Annotated in this window: 14 protein-coding genes; 3 read left to right on the top strand and 11 right to left on the bottom strand. The window is 63.1% G+C overall.

Features of this window, described 5'->3' with window-relative positions:
* Positions 1 to 3 precede the first annotated feature (3 nt).
* Together U5822_RS12950 and U5822_RS12945 are read right to left on the bottom strand one after the other, a co-directional pair.
* Entirely contained in the window at positions 4 to 1,350 is a 1,347-nt protein-coding gene (locus U5822_RS12950; RefSeq protein WP_322856036.1) for a Na(+)-translocating NADH-quinone reductase subunit A, read from the bottom strand.
* A gap of 359 nt (positions 1,351 to 1,709) precedes the next feature.
* Positions 1,710 to 3,113 carry a glyceraldehyde-3-phosphate dehydrogenase gene (locus tag U5822_RS12945; RefSeq protein WP_425259416.1) on the bottom strand — a complete coding sequence of 468 codons (1,404 nt, stop codon included), beginning with the start codon at positions 3,111 to 3,113 and terminating at the stop codon, positions 1,710 to 1,712.
* Between the two features lie 302 nt (positions 3,114 to 3,415).
* Here U5822_RS12945 and mfd point away from each other — a divergent pair, with 302 nt between their 5' ends.
* Complete coding sequence (gene mfd, locus U5822_RS12940) at positions 3,416 to 6,949, top strand: transcription-repair coupling factor (protein ID WP_322856034.1); 3,534 nt, start codon at positions 3,416 to 3,418, stop codon at positions 6,947 to 6,949.
* Positions 6,950 to 6,972: 23 nt separating this feature from the next.
* A complete protein-coding gene (locus U5822_RS12935) occupies positions 6,973 to 7,785 on the top strand; it encodes a CsiV family protein (RefSeq protein WP_425259172.1) in 813 nt (270 codons plus the stop codon).
* Here U5822_RS12935 and U5822_RS12930 read toward each other — a convergent pair.
* The 5 genes from U5822_RS12930 to U5822_RS12910 are packed head-to-tail and all read right to left on the bottom strand — an operon-like array spanning position 7,760 to position 12,130.
* A complete protein-coding gene (locus tag U5822_RS12930; protein WP_322856032.1) occupies positions 7,760 to 8,548 on the bottom strand; it encodes an S-methyl-5'-thioinosine phosphorylase in 789 nt (262 codons plus the stop codon). The two genes, U5822_RS12935 and U5822_RS12930, sit on opposite strands and share 26 nt — an antisense overlap.
* On the bottom strand, positions 8,545 to 9,825 hold the full coding sequence (locus U5822_RS12925) for a mechanosensitive ion channel family protein (RefSeq protein WP_322856031.1): 1,281 nt from the start codon (positions 9,823 to 9,825) through the stop codon (positions 8,545 to 8,547). Before U5822_RS12925 ends, U5822_RS12930 begins: the two co-directional genes overlap by 4 nt.
* A 23-nt stretch (positions 9,826 to 9,848) precedes the next feature.
* Positions 9,849 to 10,349: a L,D-transpeptidase gene (locus U5822_RS12920; RefSeq protein WP_322856030.1), complete on the bottom strand. Its 501-nt coding sequence runs from the start codon at positions 10,347 to 10,349 to the stop codon at positions 9,849 to 9,851.
* Positions 10,350 to 10,407: 58 nt separating this feature from the next.
* A complete protein-coding gene (locus U5822_RS12915) occupies positions 10,408 to 11,085 on the bottom strand; it encodes a TetR/AcrR family transcriptional regulator (RefSeq protein WP_322856029.1) in 678 nt (225 codons plus the stop codon).
* Between the two features lie 58 nt (positions 11,086 to 11,143).
* Positions 11,144 to 12,130: a hypothetical protein gene (locus U5822_RS12910; protein WP_322856028.1), complete on the bottom strand. Its 987-nt coding sequence runs from the start codon at positions 12,128 to 12,130 to the stop codon at positions 11,144 to 11,146.
* A 191-nt stretch (positions 12,131 to 12,321) separates the two neighbouring features.
* On the opposite strand from U5822_RS12910, the gene U5822_RS12905 reads away from it, so the two are divergent.
* Positions 12,322 to 12,942, top strand: coding sequence for a riboflavin synthase subunit alpha (locus tag U5822_RS12905; RefSeq protein ID WP_322856027.1), 621 nt, complete (start codon positions 12,322 to 12,324; stop codon positions 12,940 to 12,942).
* 6 nt (positions 12,943 to 12,948) lie between these two features.
* On the opposite strand, the gene U5822_RS12900 is transcribed toward U5822_RS12905, so the two are convergent.
* The 4 genes from U5822_RS12900 to U5822_RS12885 all read right to left on the bottom strand — a co-directional run bounded on the left by U5822_RS12900 (position 12,949) and on the right by U5822_RS12885 (position 21,063).
* A complete protein-coding gene (locus tag U5822_RS12900; protein WP_322856026.1) occupies positions 12,949 to 14,094 on the bottom strand; it encodes a class I SAM-dependent methyltransferase in 1,146 nt (381 codons plus the stop codon).
* 186 nt (positions 14,095 to 14,280) lie between these two features.
* The gene (locus U5822_RS12895; protein ID WP_322856025.1) at positions 14,281 to 15,339 is read right to left on the bottom strand and encodes a class I SAM-dependent methyltransferase; all 1,059 of its coding nucleotides are present in this window, start codon (positions 15,337 to 15,339) and stop codon (positions 14,281 to 14,283) included.
* Positions 15,340 to 15,441: 102 nt separating this feature from the next.
* A complete protein-coding gene (can, locus tag U5822_RS12890; RefSeq protein WP_322856024.1) occupies positions 15,442 to 16,110 on the bottom strand; it encodes a carbonate dehydratase in 669 nt (222 codons plus the stop codon).
* Between the two features lie 66 nt (positions 16,111 to 16,176).
* Entirely contained in the window at positions 16,177 to 21,063 is a 4,887-nt protein-coding gene (locus U5822_RS12885; RefSeq protein ID WP_322856023.1) for an NAD-glutamate dehydrogenase, read from the bottom strand.
* Between the last annotated feature and the right edge of the window lie 111 nt (positions 21,064 to 21,174).

Raw genomic sequence — 21,174 nt, 5'->3', positions numbered from 1 at the left:
GTATTAGCCCTCGATCTCGATTCGGGTCAGGTTCTCGCGGAGAATCGGACCGTATTCGTATTTACCCGGGCACACAAAGGTGCACAGCGCCAGATCTTCTTCATCCAGCTCCAGGGCACCGAGCTTCTGTGCCATCTCGGTGTCGCCCACGATAATGGAACGCAGCAGCTGGGTCGGCAGAATATCCAGGGGCATGATCTGCTCATACGCACCGACCGGCACCATGGCACGCTCACTGCCGTTGGTGGTGGTGGTGAAGTTGAACAGCTTGCCGCTTGTCAGTTTCGACAGGTAGATATTCAGGATGGAGAACTTGTTGGGACCCGGCGACAGCCAGCCCATGAACTCGCGCTTGGTGCCTTCTTCCAGCAGCGACACCTGGTTGGCAAAGCGTCCCAGGTAGGCGCAGGGGCCATCACCACGGCGGCCACCGAACACGGAGCCGGAGATGGCGCGCACTTCGGTGTCGTCAGCAACTTCGCCTTCGAGCAGTTCGGGCAGGCTGGCACCCAGGCGGGTACGAACCAGGCGCGGCTTCAGCGCCTTGGGGCCACCCAGGGCAACGATGCGCTCTACCGGTACTTCACCGGTTTCGAACAGCTTGGCGATGTCGATGACGTCCTGGTAGTTGATCGACCAGACCGTCTTGCTGTTGGACACCGGATCCAGGTAGTGGATGTGGGTGCCGACGTTACCGGCCGGGTGCACACCGTCAAACTGGTGCACTTCGACCGCGTCGTTCTTGGGCACGGCGACGTTGGAGCCGGGCTTGCCCGTGACGAATACCTTACCCTGGGTCAGCTTGGTGAGCAGGGTCAGGCCTTTCTCGAACGCTGCGCTGTTCTCGCCGATGATCACCGTCGGGTCCGCCGCCAGCGGATTGGTGTCCATCACGGAAACGAAAATGGAATGGGGTGCAGAGTCGATGGCCGGTACTTTGCTGTACGGGCGGGTTTTGAAGGCCGTCCACAGACCGGATTCCACCAGGTTGTCCACCACCTGCTGGCGTTCCAGGCCGGCAAGATCCGCGTCGCTGTAACGGGCGTAGGTTTCAGCCTCGTCGCCATCGATTTCGATAACGATCGACTGGAACACCCGACGCTCACCGCGATTGATTTCTTTCACCACGCCGGCAGCGGGTGAGGTATAACGAACGCCTTCGGTCTTCTTGTCCGTGAACAGCAGCGTACCGCGCTTGACACGGTCCCCTTCTTTCACAGCCATCGTCGGCTTCATGCCGTTGTAGTCAAAGCCGATCAGTGCCACGTGGCGTACCGGCTTGCCCTCGGTAATGGTCTGTTCAGGAGCGCCGCTGATGGGAAGATCCAGGCCTTTTTTGATCTTGATCATTAGCCTCATCCAATCATCAGAAACTTTTCTATGGATTTGTAACGTCCGGCCCCGCGGCCCAGGTTTCCTCTCCGGTTTGCACCGGGTGGTTGCCCCAAAGTGGCGAAAGCGGGTGGCGCCATGCGCGGCCCGTCCTTCGACGCAGGAAAAGATGAGAATCTGGGTGCCAGACGTACCCAAAATCGCGCCAATTATAAGGATTAAGGATTTCTATTTCCACCAGAAACCCGAATGGGTTTGTGCCGGAACGTAATCTCTGCGGGCCTTTTTTCGGGCGGGATTCGGGCAAACAAAAACCCCGGAAGCTCTCGCAACCAGGGTTTTTGACGACGTTACTGACCAACTTGGGTCAGAAGCGATCAGTCCCGAGCACGTTTCGGGAAGATCGGGTAGGTAACGCCGGCCATCTGGTTCACCACGCGCACAACCTGGGCGCTGTAACCAAACTCGTTGTCGTACCACACGTACAGGATCAGGCGCTTGCCACCGGCGATGGTGGCCTGGGCGTCAACCACACCGGCGTGGCGGGAGCCGACAAAGTCGGTGGAAACCACTTCCGGGGAGTTCACGAAGTCGATCTGCTTCTGCAGCTCGGAGTGCAGCGCCATGTCGCGCAGGTAGTCGTTGACACCCTCGACGTCCACATCCTTCTTCAGGTTGAGGTTCAGGATGGCCATGGACACGTTCGGGGTCGGTACCCGGATGGCGTTACCGGTCAGCTTGCCCTTCAGTTCCGGCAGGGCCTTGGCCACGGCTTTGGCGGCGCCGGTCTCGGTGATAACCATGTTCAGCGGGGCACTGCGGCCACGACGGCTGCCCTTGTGGTAGTTGTCGATCAGGTTCTGGTCGTTGGTGTACGAGTGAACCGTCTCGACGTGGCCGTCCTCGATGCCGTACTCGTCGTCGATGGCTTTCAGCACCGGCGTGATGGCGTTGGTGGTACAGGAGGCCGCAGACAGGATCTTGTCGTCGTCGGTGATCCAGTCGTTGTTGATGCCATAGACGATGTTCTTGATGTCGCCCTTGCCCGGTGCGGTCAGGATGACGCGGCTGACGCCCTTGGACTTCAGGTGCAGACCCAGGCCTTCCTCGTCACGCCACTTACCGGTGTTGTCCACCACGATGGCGTTGTTGATGCCGTACTCGGTGTAGTCGACCTTGTCCGGACCGTCGGAGTAGATCACCTTGATGAAGTTGCCGTTGGCAATCAGCGCAGACTCTTTCTGGTCAACGGTGATGGTGCCGTCGAACGGACCGTGCACGGAATCGCGACGCAGCAGGCTGGCACGCTTTTCCAGGTCGTTCTCGGCGCCGCCGTTGCGAACCACGATGGCACGCAGGCGCAGGTTGTTACCGCCACCGGCTTTCTCGATCAGGATGCGGGCGAGCAGTCGACCGATCCGGCCGAAACCGTAGAGCACAACGTCCTTGGTGTCGTTGTGGGCTTCTTCCTCGGACTGAGCGGCGTACTGGCCGACGATGGAACCGATTTCGCGCTTCAGGAATTCGACGAGATCACCGCCCTCTTCCTTGAATTTAACCGCCAGCTTACCAATATCGACGTGAGCGCGGCCCAGTTCGAGCGCGTCCATGGCCTGCAGGATCGGCAGGGTGTCATGAACAGACAGCTCGCTGTCTTCCACCTGGCGAACAAACCGGTGGGCACGGATGATGTCGATCACCGACTGGTTGATGATGGCACGACCGTATACGGAGGTGACCACGTTGTTCTTGCGGTAAAGACGGCCGATCAGCGGAATCATCGCTTCCGCGGTGGACTCTCTTTCCGTCCAGTTAGACAGGTGCTGGTTGATCTGTTCGTGACTCACGGATGTGACCTCTATGTAGCACTGGTAAGAAAATTAGGGCGCACATTATCCAACTTAAAACGGCCAACGGCAAATACGGACTGTCACCACGTTCGTAAAGATGCCGCGGCAACGGTGCGCACGCGGGCTCAGACGCGGGCCCACCACCACCGTTACCATGACTTAACCCGGCGTGGGCGTTAGAATACGCGCCTTGCCGTCTCCCGGTCACCCACAGCAGGAGAGCCTAACTGCCCATGAGCCAAGGTGCATCTTCACCCCAACCGCCCCATTCGCTGATTGCCCCGGAATTTCCGAAAAAGCCGGCGGACCACCGCACCTGGGGCCAACTTCATGGCAGCAGTGACGCCCTGGCCATCTGCGAAAGCGCCCGGGCCCATCGGGGCCTGACCCTGGTGATTACCCGCAGCACCAACGACGCCATCCGCCTGGAACAGGCCATGCGCTTTTTCCTGGGCCTGCCGCCGGAGGAAGACGGCGCCGCGATTACCGACGACGGCCTGGAACTGCTGTCGTTGCCGGACTGGGAGACCCTGCCCTACGACCTGTTTTCGCCGCACCAGGACATCACCTCCCAGCGGGTGCGCACCCTGCACCGGCTGCCGTCCACCAGCCACGGCGTGCTGGTGGTTCCGGCCCGGACCCTGATGCATCGGCTGCCGCCGGTGAACTACCTGCAGGGCAACACCCTGTTGCTGGAAGTGGGCCAGTCCCTGGACATCGACACCTGGCGCAACCACCTGGAATCCGCCGGTTACCGACACGCCGAGAACGTGTACGAGCACGGCGAATACGCGGTACGCGGGGCAATCCTGGACATCTATCCCATGGGCTCCAACCTGCCCTACCGGATCGACCTGTTCGACGACGAGATCGAAACCCTGCGCACCTTCGACCCGGAGACCCAGCGCTCCATCGACCGCATAGACCGGATCGAGCTGCTGCCGGCGTTCGAGTTCCCCTGGCACAAGGAGGCCCGCTCCGGCTTCCGCAACCGCTGGTTCGAACAGTTCCCGGACGTCGACAAGGACGCGCCCATCTACAAGGACGTCTCCAACGCCATCACCCCGCCGGGCATCGAATATTACCTGCCGCTGTTCTTCGATGAGACCGCGACCCTGTTCGACTACCTGCCCGGCGACACCCACGTGTTCACCGCCGACGGCCTGAACGAGGCGGTCAACCTGTTCGATTCGGAAACCCGGGACCGCTACGAGGACCGCCGGCACGACCGACTGCGGCCGATTCTTCCGCCCTCGCGCCTGTTCTTGCAGCAGGACGAGCTGTTTGGCCACCTGAAGGCGTTCCCGCGGGTGACCACCCAGGCCGGCGAAGCCACCGGTACCGGCGCTGAGAACTGCCCGTCCGAGAGCCTGCCGGACATCGCCATGGACGGCCGCGCCGCCGACCCGGCCGGACGCCTGAAACGCTTTTTGAACGAATTCAGCGGCCGGGTGCTGATCTGCGCCGAATCCTCCGGCCGCCGGGAAGCCCTGATCGAAAACCTGGGCGAGCACAGCCTGAAGCCGAAAACCCAGGCCGGTTGGCAGGCGTTCCTGGGCGATGATCAGTGCACCCTGGGCATCACCATCGCACCCATGGAACAGGGCCTGGCCCTGCCCGGCCAGCACATCGCGCTGATTACCGAGACCGCGCTGTTTGGCGAGCGGGTGCTGCAGCGCCGGCGCCGGCAGAAGCCAACCGAAACCGACGATGCCGGCTACCGCGACCTGTCCGAGCTGCGCATCGGCGCGCCGGTGGTGCACATCGACCACGGCGTGGGCCGCTACCAGGGCCTGGAGACCATCACCGCCGGCGGCGAGTCGAACGAATTCCTGATGCTGGAATACGCCGGCGGCTCCAAGCTCTACGTACCGGTCTCCAGCCTGCACCTGATTTCCCGCTACGCCGGCAACGACACCGAGCACGCGCCCCTGCACAAACTGGGCACCGAGAAATGGAGCCAGGCCAAGCAGAAGGCCCTGGAGAAGATCCGCGACACCGCGGCCGAGCTGCTGGACGTGTACGCCCGCCGGGAAGCCCGCAAAGGGTTCGTGTTCGACAACCCGAAAGAGGCCTATCGCGCGTTCGCTGCCGGCTTCCCGTTTGAGGAAACCCCGGACCAGGAAGTCGCGATTCAGGCGGTGATCGAGGACATGACCGGCGAGCGCCCGATGGACCGGCTGGTCTGTGGCGACGTGGGTTTCGGCAAGACCGAGGTGGCAATGCGCGCGGCCTTCATGGCGACCTACTCCGGCAAGCAGGTGGCGGTGCTGGTGCCTACCACCCTGCTGGCCCAGCAGCACTACGAATCCTTCCGGGACCGGTTCTCGGACACCGCGGTAAACGTGGAGCTGCTCAGCCGGTTCCGCTCCGGCAGCCAGACCAGCAAGGCCCTGGAAGCCATCGAAACCGGCAAGGCCGACATCGTCATCGGCACCCACAAGCTGCTGCAGGGCGACATCCAGTTCAAGAACCTGGGCCTGGTGATCATCGACGAGGAGCACCGTTTCGGGGTCAACCAGAAAGAAAAGTTCAAATCCCTGCGGGCCGAGGTCGACATGCTGACCCTGACCGCCACGCCCATCCCGCGCACCCTGAACATGGCCATGGGCCATCTGCGGGACCTGTCGATCATCGCCACGCCACCGGCCCGGCGCCTGTCGGTGAAAACCTTCGTGCGCCAGCGCGATGATGTGATGGTGAAGGAAGCCATTCTGCGGGAAATCCTGCGGGGCGGTCAGGTGTATTTCCTGCACAACGACGTCTCGACCATCGAGAAGAGCGCCGAGGACCTGCGGCGGCTGATTCCCGAAGCCCGGGTGGGCGTGGCCCACGGTCAGATGCGCGAGCGCGAGCTGGAACAGATCATGTCGGACTTCTACCACAAGCGCTTCAACGTGCTGGTGTGCTCCACCATCATCGAGACCGGCATCGACATCCCCAGTGCCAACACCATCATCATCGAGCGGGCCGACAAGTTCGGCCTGGCCCAGCTGCACCAGCTGCGCGGCCGGGTTGGCCGGTCCCACCACCAGGCCTATGCCTACCTGCTGACGCCACCGCCGCGCTCGATCAGCGCCGACGCCAAGAAGCGCCTGGACGCCATTGCCGAGTCCCAGGACCTGGGCGCAGGCTTCATGCTGGCCACCCACGACCTGGAGATCCGGGGCGCCGGCGAACTGCTGGGCGAGGAGCAGAGCGGCCAGATCGAAAGCATCGGCTTCACCCTGTACATGCAGCTGCTGGATGAAGCGGTCAAGGCCATCCGCGAGGGCCGTACGCCCAACGCCGAACTGCCCCTGAGCCACGGCACCGAGATGAACCTGCGCATTCCGGCGCTGATCCCGGAGGACTACCTGCCGGACGTGCACAACCGGTTGATGCTGTACAAGCGCATTGCCAGCGTTGAAGACAAGGCGGCATTAAAAGAACTTCAGGTTGAGATGATTGACCGCTTCGGATTGTTACCGGACCCGGCCAAGAACCTGATGCGGCAGGCCGAGCTGCGCTTGCAGGCAGAAGCCCTGGGCATCGTGCAGATCGACGCGGGCAAGGAATGGACCCGGCTGGAATTTGGCGGCTCCACCCCGGTGGACCCGCTGGTGCTGGTTAAAAAAGTGCAATCCGCGCCGGACCAGTACCGGCTCGAGGGGGCCAACAGCTTCCGTTTTCGGCTGAAGGACACCTCGACCGATGGTAAACTCGACGGCATTTCCAAGATGCTTGGCGAGCTGGCCCCCGAAAAAGCGGCGGCCACCGCCTCCTAAACGCCTGATTCAGATGTGGAGTAATGCCCTTGCAGACTGACGGTATTCGCGGCAGCCGACTGACGGCACGCACAGTTCTCACGGCCCTGCTGCTGGCCCTGCCACTGACAGCCGCCGCCCAGGACGTGGCGACGGAATCGGGCGCGATTCCGGACAATTACTACCGGGCCGAGCTGGTGGTCCTGGAACGCATCGTCGAGCCCGAGGCCGTCAACGAGCGGATGGGCGACCGGGCGGTGGAACCCACCCCGGAATCCAACGCCATCCTGCGCGCGGTGGATGCCAGCGGCACCGCCAACACCACCCTCGATCTGGTGCCCACCAGCGAACTGCACCTGAGCAGCGCGGTACAGCGCCTCGAGCGCAGCGGGCGCTATCGGGTTCTGGTGGCCGCCGGCTGGTACGAGGCGTTTCCACCGGACTATCAGGGCGAGCCCTTGAAAGTGGCCGTCGGTGATTGGCTGAACGGCGCGGAGACCCGGGAGATTGAAGGCACCATCAGCATCGACCGCCAGCGCTACCTGCACGTGGGCGTGAACCTGAATCACTGGCAATTGGCGCCGATGGAATCGATGGCGCCGGAACCGATGAGGGCGGAGCCGGTTGCCGGCGAGGAAGCCCCGGCGGACGTCAACGCCGAGGCGGGCGACGACAGCGCCGCCGAGACCGGTGCGACACCGGTGGCGGAGATGACGCAGACAGCGGACAAAGCACCGCTGGAGCTGCTGACCTGGATTCGTGAAACCCGGCGCATGCGCAGTGAGGAAATCCACTTCCTGGACTCCCCCACCATTGGCGTGCTGGTGTTCTTTAAGCGGATTGAGGCGTCGGAGTAAGCTGGCCCAGACCGGCCATCGACGCCTCGAGCATGCCTTTCACCGAGGACATGCCCTGGTCGATGGCCGCCTCGATTTCTTCCATCGTGATGATGTGGTCTGACTTGCCAGCGGCCCAGTTCACCACCAGCCCCAGACAGGCGTAACGCATCCCCAGCTCGGCCGCGAGCACCGCTTCCGGCATGCCCGTCATCCCCACCAGATCACAGCCATCCCGCTCCATGCGGCGGATTTCCGCGGCGGTCTCCAGCCTCGGTCCCTGGGTGGCGCCATACACGCCAAAATCGGATATGGTCGTCTTCCGGCTCGCCGCCGCCTCGATCAGGATCCGGCGGGCGTCGGCGTCGTACGGCCAGGTGAAGTCGATGTGGGTGACGTGCTCCAGCTCGCCTTCGAAGAAGGTGCTGGGCCGGCCCCAGGTGTAATCGATGATCTGGTCCGGAACCACCACGTGGGCCGGCCCCATGTCCTGATGAATTCCGCCCACGGCATTGACCCCAACCACGGTGCGAACCCCGGCGTCGTAAAGCGCACGCAGGTTGGCGCGGTAATTCACCTGGTGCGGCGGAATGCGATGGGGGTTGCCGTGACGGGCCAGGAAAATCACCGGCTGGTCACCCAGCCGACCTTCCACCAGCGGCGCCGAGGGCTGCCCCCAGTCGGTGTCCACCGAGCGCTCGCCGGTGATTTCCAGGCCAGACAGAGTGGTCAGGCCGGTACCGCCGATGATGCCGACGGGGTGTTGTGCGGGTCTGGAACTCATTCGGCGTCTCCGGTTTCTTCGACATCGCCCTTGTGGGTGGCCTGGGCGCTGGACCTGGTCTTGGAACCGGAGCTCCGGTTCTGGTCGTCGTCCGCCCGGTCCTCGTCGCCCTCGACGGCGTCGGCATCGGCATCGGATTGCCCCTTGCGCTTGCCCTCTTTCGAGGCATCGCTGGCCAGCCGCACGCCCTCGGGCAGATGCAGGGTCCGGGTCGGGAAGGCCACCTCGGCGCCGTAGCCCTCAATGATCTCGCTGATCTTCAGCAGCACGTCCTGCTTCACCTCGTGGAACTTCACCCACTGGGTGGTCTTGGTGAAGGTGTACACCATGATGTCCAGGCTGGAGGCGTTGAAGGCCACGAAGTTCACGATCAGGGTCTGATCGGTGTCGATCTCCTCGTGGTTTTCGAGCATGGAGCGGATGTCGGCCACCACCTCGGCCATCTGGCTGACGTCGCAGTAACGGATGCCAATGGTTTCGCTGATACGGCGGTTGCGCATGCGGGACGGGTTTTCCACCGCGATGGAGGTGAAGGCGGCGTTGGGCACGTACAGCGGGCGCTGGTCAAAGGTGCGGATGGTGGTCAGGCGCCAGCCGATGTGCTCCACCGTGCCTTCGATGTTGCGGTCCGGCGAGCGCACCCAGTCGCCCACCTTGAACGGGCGATCGAGGTGGATGATGAACCCGCCGAAGAAGTTGGCCAGCAGGTCCTTGGCGGCAAAACCGACGGCGATACCGCCGACACCACCGAAGGCGAGCACACCGGAGATGCTGTAGCCCAGGGACTGCATCGCAATCAGCACGGCGGTGATGATGACCACGGCCCGGGACAGCTTGCTCACGGCGTTGACCGTGGTGTAGTCCATGGGCGTCTTCATCTTCATGGGCGAGATCAGGATCTTTTCGCCCTCTTTAATCAGCCGCAGCAGGGTCCAGACGAAGATCCAGATAAAGCCCATCTCCAGGACCGTTTCGTTGGCCTTGAAGATCTCCGCTTCCGAGTATTTGTGCGCGACCTCGGCCGCCCAGTACACCCCCTGCAGCCAGACAAAGCCCACCACCGGCTTGCGGGCGGCGTGGAGGAAGGCGTCGTCCCAGAGGTTGCGGGTGTTGCTGAATTTGCGCTCCAGGGCGCCGATGATGTGGCTGGCGATGTAGGCGACGGTGGCGGTACCGAACACCAGGGCGAAGACAACAATGCCCACGCGCCAGCCCTGGGACAGCAGATCAAAGCTCTGGATCCAGCCATTGATCATGGCAGTTGCTTTCTCGATCATCGGTGGCCTCTGATCAAACGGGATTAGTCAATGAACACGGCGATGCCGGCCTGAACGCGACCGAACAGGTCGACGATATCGTCGTTGCGCATGCGCACGCAGCCGTGGGACAGCGGAACGCCCATGGGCTCCGTGTCCGGAGTGCCGTGAATGTATATGAAGCGACGAAAAGTATCGACCCCGGGACCGCGGTTTTTCCCGGACTCCCGGCCGCACAACCAGAGGATGCGACTCAGTATCCAGTCCCGTCCGGGGTGCTGCTGGGCCAATTCGGGAGAGTAGATTTCGCCGGTGGGTCGACGACCGCGGAACACGGTGCGCAGGGGCTGGTCGGCGCCGATCAGCGCGCGAATGAAATGCTCGCCCCGGGGGGTACAACCGCTGCCATCACGCTCGCCCGGGCCGTTGAGTCCGGTGGACACCGGGTACTCGATTTCCACCCCGCCGTCCCGACCGATCAGGGTCAGGCGCTGGTGCTCCAGACTGATGTGAATGCGAGGCGCGACGGCAATGTCCTGACTCAAACCGGAAAAGCTCCCTTATGGCACGTGCCAAAGGGAAGCCTACCCGAGAGCGGGAAGATCAGGCAACCGAGACCTTGCTCCCGGCCGGTGGAATCAACATGGTGTCTTCGGCCTGCATGCCGGCCGCCAGGAACGGCACCAGGCGCGCGGCGATTTCCTGCACCGTGGTTTCAACGCCCAGCTTGTTCTCCAGAATGTCCCGCAAGGCGTCGCTGCTGGACATGGTGAAGGCGGTGGCGCCAAGCATGAACTGGATGCGCCAGTAGCGGTCGACGGCGGACAACTGCGGTGTGGCTTCTTTCAGCAGGCGCATGAACCGGCTGAACGGGTCGCCGTATTCCTGTTCAAGGAACTTGCGCAGGTGGCCCTGAGACTGGGTGTAGGCCAACCCGAGCAGACGCATGAAGATGGAGATGCCCTTCTCATTGCGCTGGGGCATGCGCACGGCGCTCTCGGTCAGGGCCCAGAGAGTCTGGTTCAGGGTCGGCGGCTTGCCGTCGCAGCGGTCTTCGAGTTCATCGAAGGCTTTTTCCAGGGTCGCGGAGAACGGCGTCAGAAAACGGGCGAAAACGGCGTGAATAAGCGCGTTCTTTGAGCCAAAGTGGTAATTGACTGCGGCCAGGTTTACTTTAGCCTTACTGGTGATCATCCGGAGCGAGGTTTCGGAAAACCCCCGGTCAGCAAACAGCTCCTCGGCTGCATCAAGAATCCGGTCAACGGTATCGGACTGCGCCATCTTGTTTTAAGCCTCTCACAAACGTCTGTTTAAAACATACGTTTGAAGGTTAGCCTTGTCAAGTTCTCGGCTCAGGCTCGGCAGCGACGTCTTTCCATCCCCGATCAAGGGCTTGCTGGTTGCCGTCAAAAAACGCGGCCTGCACCCGGCCGTAGGCTTTTTCAGCCTCCAATAGATAGATCAGATACAGGCGCACATGTTCCCGACGGGTCAGATACCGAGGCAACACCCGCTGCTCCGACAGCCGCAGCAGCCGATTGAACCGGTTGTTGCGCAAAGCCACGTTGAACTCCGCCATGCGCGCGCACTGCCAGATCAATCCCTCTTGCCCTTCAAGGTGGGCGGCATGAGCCCTGGCGTCACTGAGCATGCGCCGGCGTTTCATGATGACATCGAAGTAGGAAGGGTGGGCGTTGTAGATGCGCCGGACCGCCGGCACGCCCAGCAGCATCACCACCACGAAGGCGCCAAACCCTGTGCCGGCAACCCAGGCCGGTACCAACCCGGTCAGGCCACTGAGGAACAGCAGCGCCGCTGCCACGGCACTGAACAGCCAGAGATCCCGATTGCGCTTGGCGGTGGCCAGGGTGAAGTCGTCCGGCCAGTCGGCCATGGCCAGGCGCTCGAAATCCATCAGCAGCACCCGGTCGCACTGGCTCAGCATCAGCCGCAGCTGACGCTGCCGGGCTTCGGCCTGGACCTGGTCGGGAGCCGGCGGCTTCTGCTCGGCGTTGTCGGACTCGGCCGCTGCGCCCTGTTCCGAGCCGTCCGCCGGGTTCTCGCCAGACTTCTCGCCCGCACCTTCGTCGGCAGCAACGGCAGGTGCCTGATCGGCGGCCGTGTCCGCCAACGGCACAGTTGCCGTGGCCAGGGCCGCCGCTTGCGCTTCCGGGCCCTGCTGGGGCGCGGTCGCCGGCGACCCCGAACCGGAGGGCGTGGCTACCGGGGCCTGAACCGGCGCAGGGTCGGCCGCCCGGCCCGGGCGCAATACGGCACCTGGGCTGGGGTCCTGGACGGTTTGGGCGGGCCTTTGATGTTCAGCCATCGATACGGGTCCTGCTTCTCAATAAGGTGACTGCCATGTCATGGGTTCTCACTGGCTATCGGCCGGCGCCGACCATTCTTGAGGTCTGCGGGCTTGGCCGCCGGGGCCAACAACTTGGCAAGGGCAACACCGCTCGCTATCCTTGGCGACCCGTTCAAGTGGCGGCAACGACGAATCCCGGAGGTGTGGTTATGTTCACAGGCATAGTTCAAGGTATGGCAACGGTCGAGGAAGTCCAGGCGGCCCCGGGGCTGACCACCTTCGTGATCCGCCTGCCCGAGGATAAGACCGACGGCGTTGCCATCGGCGCGTCCGTGGCCATCAACGGCACCTGCCTGACCGTCACCCGCCAGGAAGGCAGCGCCCTGTACTTCGATGCCATCCAGGAAACCCTGCGCCTGACCACCCTCGGCGACCTGAAACCCGGGGATTCGATCAATTTCGAGCGGGCGGCCCGCATCGGCGACGAAATCGGCGGCCACCTGCTGTCCGGCCACGTTCACACCACCGCCACCATCACCGAGACTATTCGGCCGGAGAACAACGTCACGCTCTGGTTCGAAGTCCCCGAGCAGTGGATGAAGTACATCTTCGCCAAGGGCTACATCGCCATCAACGGCGCCAGCCTGACCATCGGCGAGGTTCAGGACAACCGCTTCAATGTTCACCTGATTCCGGAAACCCTTCGGGCCACCACCTTTGGCACCGCCACCGAAGGCACCCGGGTCAATCTGGAGATCGACAGCCAGACCCAGACCATCGTGGATACGCTGGCACGCCTGGGCTACGACCAGCCGCCCCAGCCCCGCTAACCGCGTCTAGCGCTTGGTAGCGGCCTCCAACACCACGAACTTGGGGTTGGCGTCCAGTTGCCGCACCTGCGGGAAAAAGCGCCGCAGGCTGCGGTGATAGCCCAGATGCCGGTTACCCACCATCAGCAGCCGGCCACCCGGCGCCAAATGGCGAGCCGCCCGGGCGAACAGGCGCAGGGCGATGTGGTCCCCCACTACCCCACCCTCGTGGAACGGCGGATTCAGCAGAATCAGATCAAACCGGCCAGCGCCGGCGGCAACGCCGTCGGCATGGTCAAAGGTGCAGTCGCTGTCGGCAAAGGCTGCCTCGACATTGCGCTCGGCACTGACAATGGCCTGGCTGGAGACGTCACTGAAGGTCAACGCCAGATCCGGGCGGGCCGATAGCGCAACCATCCCCACCACGCCGTTGCCACAGGCCAGATCCAGTACCCGGGCGCCGGGCGCCACCGCGGCCACCGCAGACCGGACCCGGGGCAGGAACAGCCGGGTGCCGATATCCAGCTTGTCCCGGGCGAATACCGCCGGCAGCGCCGAGACCTCAAACGATTCCTGCTCCGGGCTATAGCCTTTCCAGGTCCCGGACCAATCGGCCAGCTCGGCGGTTCCCGGCCGGCAGACAATGACCCGCGCCTTTTTCCGCGCCGGGCACACGGTGTCGGTGGTCACCGCCTGAGCGAAAACATCGACACCGCGATCGGGCAGGTGCTTGATCATGCCACCGGCCAGCAGCAGGCCGTCCTCCGCCAGCACATCATTGACCCAGCGCAGCAGCCAGGCCAGATAGTCCGCATGGCGGGGAATGCGCAGCACCACGGCGTCGTAGCGGGCATCGGGCGGAGTGCGCCAGGACCGCACCTCGGGCAGGCTGGCCAGGCCCGGATTCAGCCCGGCGTTGTCGGCCAGGGCCGCCGGCAGGGTCGCGCTGTCGGCCACCAGATCCGGCTGGAACGGCTGCAGGCCCAAGGTGAGGGCCCCGAACTGGTCGTCGATCACCAAAACCCGCGGCTGCCGGCTGGGCTCCAGGCGAGCAAAGGCCTCCTGCAGCAAAAGCTCGTCGGCCGCATCCCAGGCCCGCAGGGACGCGTCGCCCTCTCCGGGACGTGCCAGGGTCAGTGGGCCAGCCGGGGCATCAAGGGTTGCAGTTGTCATTTCAGGCATCCGTGGGGGCTTTTGTCACAAAGGCGCCATTCTAGGCTGAATACTCTAGAAATTAACCCTAGTTTGAGAGGTGTTCATGCGCTAACCCGTTTCCGGTTGGCTCCGTTGTTTTGGACGCGAACCTTTTGCCCCTCACCCCAGGGGCTTTTTTCGTTCTGGCGCGGGGAAACGTCCGGATCAGCGCCGAATGGCGCGGTACACCGTAAAGCGGCGGTCCTCGACCAACCGTTCGACCGGCCCGATGAAGCGTTGGATCAGGGATTCGTAGGGCAGGAAACTGTTGGCCACCAGGCGCAGTTCGCCCCGGGACTGGAGGTGCCGGGACACGTCCCGCAGGAAATTCTCGGTCATCGAGGTGTCGGTTTTGACCCCGGTGTGGAACGGCGGGTTGGTGACAATGGCCGGCCAGCGGCCATCGACCTCGGCCAGGCCATCGGAGGCGATGATAGTGCCCTCGGCGCCGTTGCGGTCGTAGGTCGCACGGGCGCAGATCACGGCCTGGGACTGGACATCAACCCCATCCACCGGACTCACGGCGCGGCCCTGAGCCTTCTGCCAGGCCTGGTGCCAGGCGCCGATGACGCCGGCGCCACAGGCAAAATCCAGGATCCGATCGGCTTTCATCGGCAGGTCCGCCAGGGTTTGCAACAGGACGGCGGTGCCGCCGTCGAGCTCGCCCTGGCTGAAGATGCCGGGCAGCCCGGAGACCTCAATCGACGTGTCGGCCAGGGTCACAGCGTGCCACTGCATCCAGTCGGCCAGCTGGAACTCGGCCAGCGGCGCAATTCCGTCCGCCAGCCAGACCTGGCAGTGCCGGGCACTGTCGATCTTGCCAGCCTGGGGCGCCACGGCTTTCAGCTGTTTGACGGCGCCGGCGATGCCTTCTTTCTTTTCGCCCAGCAGAATCAGGCTGGCGCCCGGCGCCGCCAGCCAGCGGGCGAGACTCAACCGCAGGTCCAGCTCGGCCCGGGCCTTGGGCAGGAACACCACCAAGGTGTCGAAACCACCGGCGGTCAGGGCCGGATGGTCGTATCCGAAAGCCACCTGCCAGGCCGCCTCCCCGTTTACCTGCCCTTCGAGCTGGCTGGCGCAGCCTGCATGTTCGGTCATCACCAGGCCACCGGACGGCAGTTCCGCCAACAAGGCCGGACTGCTGACGCCCAGCAGGGCGACCCGGCCGGACAGCCGGGCACGATTGCGAAGCAGCGCTTCGTGGGAATTGGGCATAACAGACATTGGCAATACGACCCCGTGGAAACCCGTAAAACGGGCTACTCTAACCGGAATCGGCGCCCGAGTCTTGCCAGACCCGGGCGACCTGGGACTTATATTGCCGGATTACCGGCTTGCGCGCACCGGACGCTGCGCCAGTTCCTGGATGCTCTGCTCCAGAACCTGCTCGGGCTCCTCGTCGTTGCCGACCTTCAGACCCATGTCGCGCAGCTTGCCGTCGGCCAGGTCGTAGACGAAGCCGTGGACCGTCAGTTTCTGGCCGCGTTTCCAGGCCTCGCGCACGATGCTGGTCTGGCACACGTGACGCACCTGCTCGACCACGTTCAGCTCGCACAGGCGGTCGACCCGGTCCTTTTCGCTGTCGATGGCGTCGAGGATTGGCTGGTGCCGGTCACGGACATCCTGAACGTGACGCAACCAGTTGGTGATCAGTCCATCCCCCTGGTTCAGCAGCGCCGCCTTAACCCCGCCACAGCTGTAATGGCCCACCACCATCACGTGTTTAACCTTGAGCACCTCAACCGCAAACTGCAGCACCGACAGGCAGTTGAAGTCGGTGTGCACCACCACGTTGGCGACGTTCCGGTGCACGAACAGTTCGCCCGGCATTAGATCGACGATCTGGTTCGCCGGCACCCGGCTGTCGGCGCAGCCGATCCACAGGTATTCCGGCGCCTGCTGCGCGGACAAACGCTCGAAGAAGGTCGGGTCCTCGGACTTGATGCCCTCGGCCCAGGCCTTGTTGTTTTCAAGAAGATGGTCTAGCTGCCCCATCAACAGTCTCCCCTATGATCTTGGTAAGGTTCTGATTGAACGGTATTGATCGCGCCAACGCAACCGTCAGTTAGTCGCAGCCTCGGCCTCCACGTGCCCGGAATGCATGGTGCTCTGGGCCAGATCCAGCAGCTCCCTCAGGGCCACCGAAAACATGGCGTATTCCGGCTCCCGCACGCCTTTCAGCTCAGTCAACATGGTTTTCCAGCGGTGGATCATGCCCGCATGGCGCTCCAGCCACGCCTCCACGCAGGCATCCACATCTTCCGGTTTGCTGATCTGTCTAAGCACGCCTGTGGTCAAGGCCCGCTGCTGCCACTCCAGGTCTTCCCGGAAGCTCTCGCGGGCCAGGGCCTGCCAGTGGGACGCCGGGGTCAGCCCGGCAATGGCGCGGGCAAACCAGTTCAGGTCAAGCTTGTCGCCAATGTCGTAATAGAGGTTGGCGACGGTCTTGAGCGGCATGCCGGTGGCTTCCTGGGCCTCGATGATGCCCAGGGACGAGTACAGGTAATCGGTGCCGGACAGCACCGACGCCAGCTCCTGCGGCAATCCCGCTTCGGTCAGCGCCTGATGCCGCTTCTCCCAGGCCTGCAGGGCGTGCTCACCCAGGTATTCCGGCAGGTTGGCGGTGATCGCCCAGACGCTGTCGGCAAAGCGCTCGATGTGGTTCTGGATGCTCAACTCGGCCCGACGGTTGCGCAGCAACCAGCGCACCGACCGACGCATCAGTCGCATCAGGTCCTGCATCAGCTCCATCTGCAGCTGCGCCGGCACATTGAAGTCCTGGTGCTCGATCTTGTCCCACCAGTTGTCGATGCGGAACACGTCCCGGGCAATGATCCAGGCCAGGGCAATGGACGCCGGGTCGGCACCGGTGGACTGGTTCAGCCGCTCGACGAAGGTGATGCCCATGTGATTGACCATGTCATTGGCAATCTGGGTGGCGATGATCTCGCGCCGCAGTTGGTGCTCGCTCAGCTCCCGGGTGAATTTCTGGGTCATGGTGCGCGGGAACACCTTGTACATCTCACCAGCCAGCATCGGCTCGTCCGGAAGCGTGCTGTCGATCAGGGTCTGCTTCAGATCGCCCTTCACATAGGAAATCAGGACCGACAGCTCCGGCCGGGTCAGGCCTTTCTTGTCCAGTTTGCGCTCGGTCAGGGTCTCGTCGTCCGGCAGGAATTCCAGCGCCCGATTGAGCTTGCCTTCGTTTTCGAAGGTGTTGATCAACCGGCGGTATTCCTCCAGCCGGATCGCCGCGTCCTCGCTGGCGATGCTGATGGCCTGGGTCTGCCGGTAGTTGTTCTTCAGCACCAGGCCGGCAACGTCGTCGGTCATCTGCTCCAGCATCAAGTTGCGCTGCTTGCCGGTGAGGTCGCCCATGGCCACCGCCTGGTTGAGCAGGATCTTCATGTTGACTTCGTGGTCCGAGCAGTCGACGCCGCCGGAGTTGTCGATGAAGTCGGTGTTCAGGCGACCGCCCCTGAGCGCGTACTCGATACGGCCCAACTGGGTCAGCCCCAGGTTGCCGCCCTCACCGACTACCTTGCAGCGCAACTCGTTGCCATTGATGCGCAGACCGTCGTTGGCCTTGTCGCCAACGTCGCTGTGGGACTCATTGGCGGCCTTGACGTAGGTGCCAATGCCACCCACCCAGAGCAGGTCGACCTGGGCCCGCAGGATGTGGGAGATCAGCATGTTCGGCGGCACCCGATCGGACTTGATGCCCAGCAGTTTCTTCATCTCCGCGCTCACCGGGATGGACTTGGCATTCCGGCTGAAGACGCCACCGCCCTTGGAGATCAGCTTGGTGTCGTAGTCGGTCCAGGCCGAACGGGGCATCTGGAACAGGCGCTGCCGCTCCTTGAAGCTCTTCTCCGGATCCGGCGTCGGGTCCACGAAGATGTGGATGTGGTTGAAGGCGGCCACCAGCTTGGTCTTCTCGGAGCAGAGCATGCCGTTGCCGAACACGTCACCGCCCATGTCGCCGATGCCGATGGCGGTGAACTCATCCAGCGCCGGGTTGATGCCCATTTCCCGGAAGTGCCGCTCCACCGACACCCAGGCGCCCCGGGCAGTGATGCCCATCTTTTTGTGGTCGTAGCCGTTGCTGCCCCCGGAGGCGAAGGCGTCGCCCATCCAGAAGCCGTAATCGGCGGACAGGCCGTTGGCGATGTCGGAGAAGGTAGCGGTGCCCTTGTCCGCCGCCACCACCAGGTAATGATCGTCCTCGTCGTGTCGCACCACCCGCTCCGGCGGCTGGATGCCAGCATCGACCAGGTTGTCGGTGATGTCGAGCAGGCCGCGGATAAAGGTCTTGTAGGCTTCAATGCCCTCGGCCTGGAAGGCCTCCCGATCGGACGGATCCGGCAGGCGCTTGGCCACGAACCCGCCCTTGGCGCCAACCGGCACGATGACCGCATTCTTGACCTGCTGCGCCTTCACCAGACCCAGGATCTCGGTGCGGTAGTCCTCGAAGCGGTCGGACCAGCGCAACCCGCCCCGGGCAACCTTGCCACCGCGCAGGTGCACCCCTTCCACCCGCGGCGAGTAGACAAAGATCTCGAACATCGGCAGCGGCAGCGGCACGTCCGGAATGCGCGAGGGGTCGAACTTGACGCTGATGTAGGACTTGTTGCTGCCCTGGGCATCGTGCTGGTAGAAGTTGGTGCGCAGGGTGGCCTGCATCAGCTCCTGGTACAGCCGCAGCACCCGGTCCTCACTGAGGTTCTCCACCGCGTCGAGACCGGCGTTGAATTCGATCTCCAGCTTTTGCTGCGCCGCCTTGCTCTTGCCGGCGCTCTGGTAGCGGTCCGGGTTGAAGCGCACCTCGAAGTACTCGAGCAAGGTGCGAGCCAGGTCCACGTGGTTGACCAGGGTGTTGGAGATGAAGGTCTGACTGTTGGAGAACCGGATCTGGCGCATGTAGCGGGCGTAGGTGCGCAGCAGCGCGATCTCGCGCCAGCTCATGTAGGACGACAGCAGCAGCCGGTTGAAGGCGTCGTTCTCGGCCTCGCCGTACCAGACCTTGCGGAACAGGTCCTCGAAGATCGGCCGGATGCGGTGCAGATCGACCACCCGGCCGGAATGGGCCTTGAGCGTGAAGTCGTGGATCCAGACCGTGTTTCCGTTCCGGTCGGTCACCTCGAACGGATGCTCACCCAGGACCCGGAAGCCCAGGTTGTCAAAGATCGGCATCACGTCCGAGAGCGGCACCGGCTGGTCGGGGAAGAACAGCTTGAAGTGCAGCTTGCTCTCATCCTCCTCCAGCGCCCGGTAGAAACTCATGGCCAGGTCCTTGAACTTGGCCGAGGCGGAGATGTGCTCCAGGTCGATGGCGGCGCGCCGGGGCGAGAACATGTCGGTGTAGCTGGCCGGGAAGCCGCCGGACCAGAGCCGGGACAGCTCGTTGCCCTGCTCCTCGCCGTAGGCCTCGCTCAGGGCCTCGTACAGACCGTCGCGCCAGGACTGGGCGAGCTCAATGACCTGCTCGCGAATCTCGGCGATGGGCAGTTGCCGGTTCTCGACCTGGGGCACCCGGATGGTGAACTGGACCCGGGCCAGCACCGATTCGGAGAAGTGGGTGACGAATTCGATGTCCTGGGCCTCGAGCCGTTCCAGCAACACCTGCTCCACTTTCTGGCGCAGTTCGGTGTTGTAGATGTCCCGTGGGAAAAAGGCCAGGCAGGTGACGAACTGGCCGTACACGTCCTCGCGCATGAACAGCTCAATGCGCCGGCGCTCCTGGACATAGAGAATGGCCTTGGCGATTTTCAGCAACTCGGTGCTTTCGATCTGGAACAGCTCGTCCCGGGGATAGACCGTGAGAATCTGATCCAGCTCCTTGCCAGCGTAATCGTCGCGCATGAAGCCGGAGCGCTTGATCACGTTCTGGAATTTCCGGCGCAGCAGCGGAATTTCATCCGGCCGTTCGTTATAGACCCGAGAGGTGTACAGGCCGAGGAAACGGCGCTCACCCACCACTTCGCCCTTGCTGTTGAACTTCTTGACCGCGATATAGTCCGGGTAGGCCGGCCGGTGCACCCGGGAGCGCTGGGCCGATTTGGCAAAGATGAAAATGTCGTCGGTGCGGGTCATTTCATGCCGGGTGCGCTGGGGCAACTCGTTCAGGCGCACCCGGTCCGGGCGCTCGTTGTTGACCCGGAGTATGCCCAGCTCGGAATTCTCGACCCGGCGCACTGCCATGCCGCTCTTGTCCTTGGCGAAGTCGTACTCGTCGTACCCGAGGAAGGTGAAGTGATCCTCCACCAGCCAGTTCAGGAATGCCCTGGCCTCTTCTTTTTCCTCGTCGCTGATGCCGGCGACGGTGGAATCCAGCTCGTCCAGGATCTCACAGACCTTGTCGGTGACCACCGGGAAGTCGGACACCGCGATTCGCACCTCGTGCAGCACCGTCTGCAGGGCTTCCTCCAGCTCGCGCAGGTCCTCGGGGTCGCTGTGCCGGTCGATCTCCAGCACGATGAAGGCTTCGAACTGAGCGCCTTTGCTGGCCTTCTTGTTCGACAGCAGCTTGTTCAGCCGGCCGTCCTGGTTGCGCTCCACCTGCAGGATGGAGTGCTGGATGGAATGGGTGCCGATCTCGCGCTGATTGATGGCGATGCGCAGGGAGTCGATCAGAAACGGGATGTTCGGGTGCAGGATGAAGATGACGGTGTGGGTCGATTGCCAGCCGTCACTCTCGAGATCCGGGTTGAACACCGATACCGGGGTTTCCTCGGCGTCACGCTTCTGCAGGAAGTTCCAGGCCGCCAGGACCGCACCATAGGTATCGGAAAAACGTCGACTCACCAGCTCTTCGAGCGGAATGTGGGCATAATGCTGCTTGGCAAATTCGCTGATCTTTTTCGCTTCTGTCTTGGCAATTTTCTGGGCGAACGCATCAGCCAGTTGTTCAAAAAACTGATCCTTGCTGGCCACTGTCAGCGCATTCATGATCGACCTCGGTTAGTGTGAAATAAAAGTAATCGGCGTATCGTCACATAAGCATAGTCAAGCCCTTGATTTTTGCAGGCCAGATGCCAAAACTGCGGCATCTACTTACGG

It is taken from the genome of Marinobacter qingdaonensis, assembly GCF_034555935.1.
GTDB classification, from domain to species: Bacteria; Pseudomonadota; Gammaproteobacteria; order Pseudomonadales; family Oleiphilaceae; genus Marinobacter; species Marinobacter qingdaonensis.
Note: the sequence above shows the minus strand (reverse complement) of the source record. Positions and strands in the feature narration are given on the sequence as shown.

Bases quoted from the DNA above. Each gene is read 5' to 3' on its own strand.
- U5822_RS12950 (WP_322856036.1), bottom strand. From the start codon at position 1,350: ATGATCAAGATCAAAAAAGGCCTGGATCTTCCCATCAGCGGCGCTCCT.
- U5822_RS12945 (WP_425259416.1), bottom strand. From the start codon at position 3,113: ATGATTCCGCTGATCGGCCGTCTTTACCGCAAGAACAACGTGGTCACC.
- mfd (WP_322856034.1), top strand. From the start codon at position 3,416: ATGAGCCAAGGTGCATCTTCACCCCAACCGCCCCATTCGCTGATTGCC.
- U5822_RS12935 (WP_425259172.1), top strand. From the start codon at position 6,973: ATGCCCTTGCAGACTGACGGTATTCGCGGCAGCCGACTGACGGCACGC.
- U5822_RS12930 (WP_322856032.1), bottom strand. From the start codon at position 8,548: ATGAGTTCCAGACCCGCACAACACCCCGTCGGCATCATCGGCGGTACC.
- U5822_RS12925 (WP_322856031.1), bottom strand. From the start codon at position 9,825: ATGATCGAGAAAGCAACTGCCATGATCAATGGCTGGATCCAGAGCTTT.
- U5822_RS12915 (WP_322856029.1), bottom strand. From the start codon at position 11,085: ATGGCGCAGTCCGATACCGTTGACCGGATTCTTGATGCAGCCGAGGAG.
- U5822_RS12910 (WP_322856028.1), bottom strand. From the start codon at position 12,130: ATGGCTGAACATCAAAGGCCCGCCCAAACCGTCCAGGACCCCAGCCCA.
- U5822_RS12905 (WP_322856027.1), top strand. From the start codon at position 12,322: ATGTTCACAGGCATAGTTCAAGGTATGGCAACGGTCGAGGAAGTCCAG.
- U5822_RS12900 (WP_322856026.1), bottom strand. From the start codon at position 14,094: ATGACAACTGCAACCCTTGATGCCCCGGCTGGCCCACTGACCCTGGCA.
- U5822_RS12895 (WP_322856025.1), bottom strand. From the start codon at position 15,339: ATGTCTGTTATGCCCAATTCCCACGAAGCGCTGCTTCGCAATCGTGCC.
- can (WP_322856024.1), bottom strand. From the start codon at position 16,110: ATGGGGCAGCTAGACCATCTTCTTGAAAACAACAAGGCCTGGGCCGAG.
- U5822_RS12885 (WP_322856023.1), bottom strand. From the start codon at position 21,063: ATGAATGCGCTGACAGTGGCCAGCAAGGATCAGTTTTTTGAACAACTG.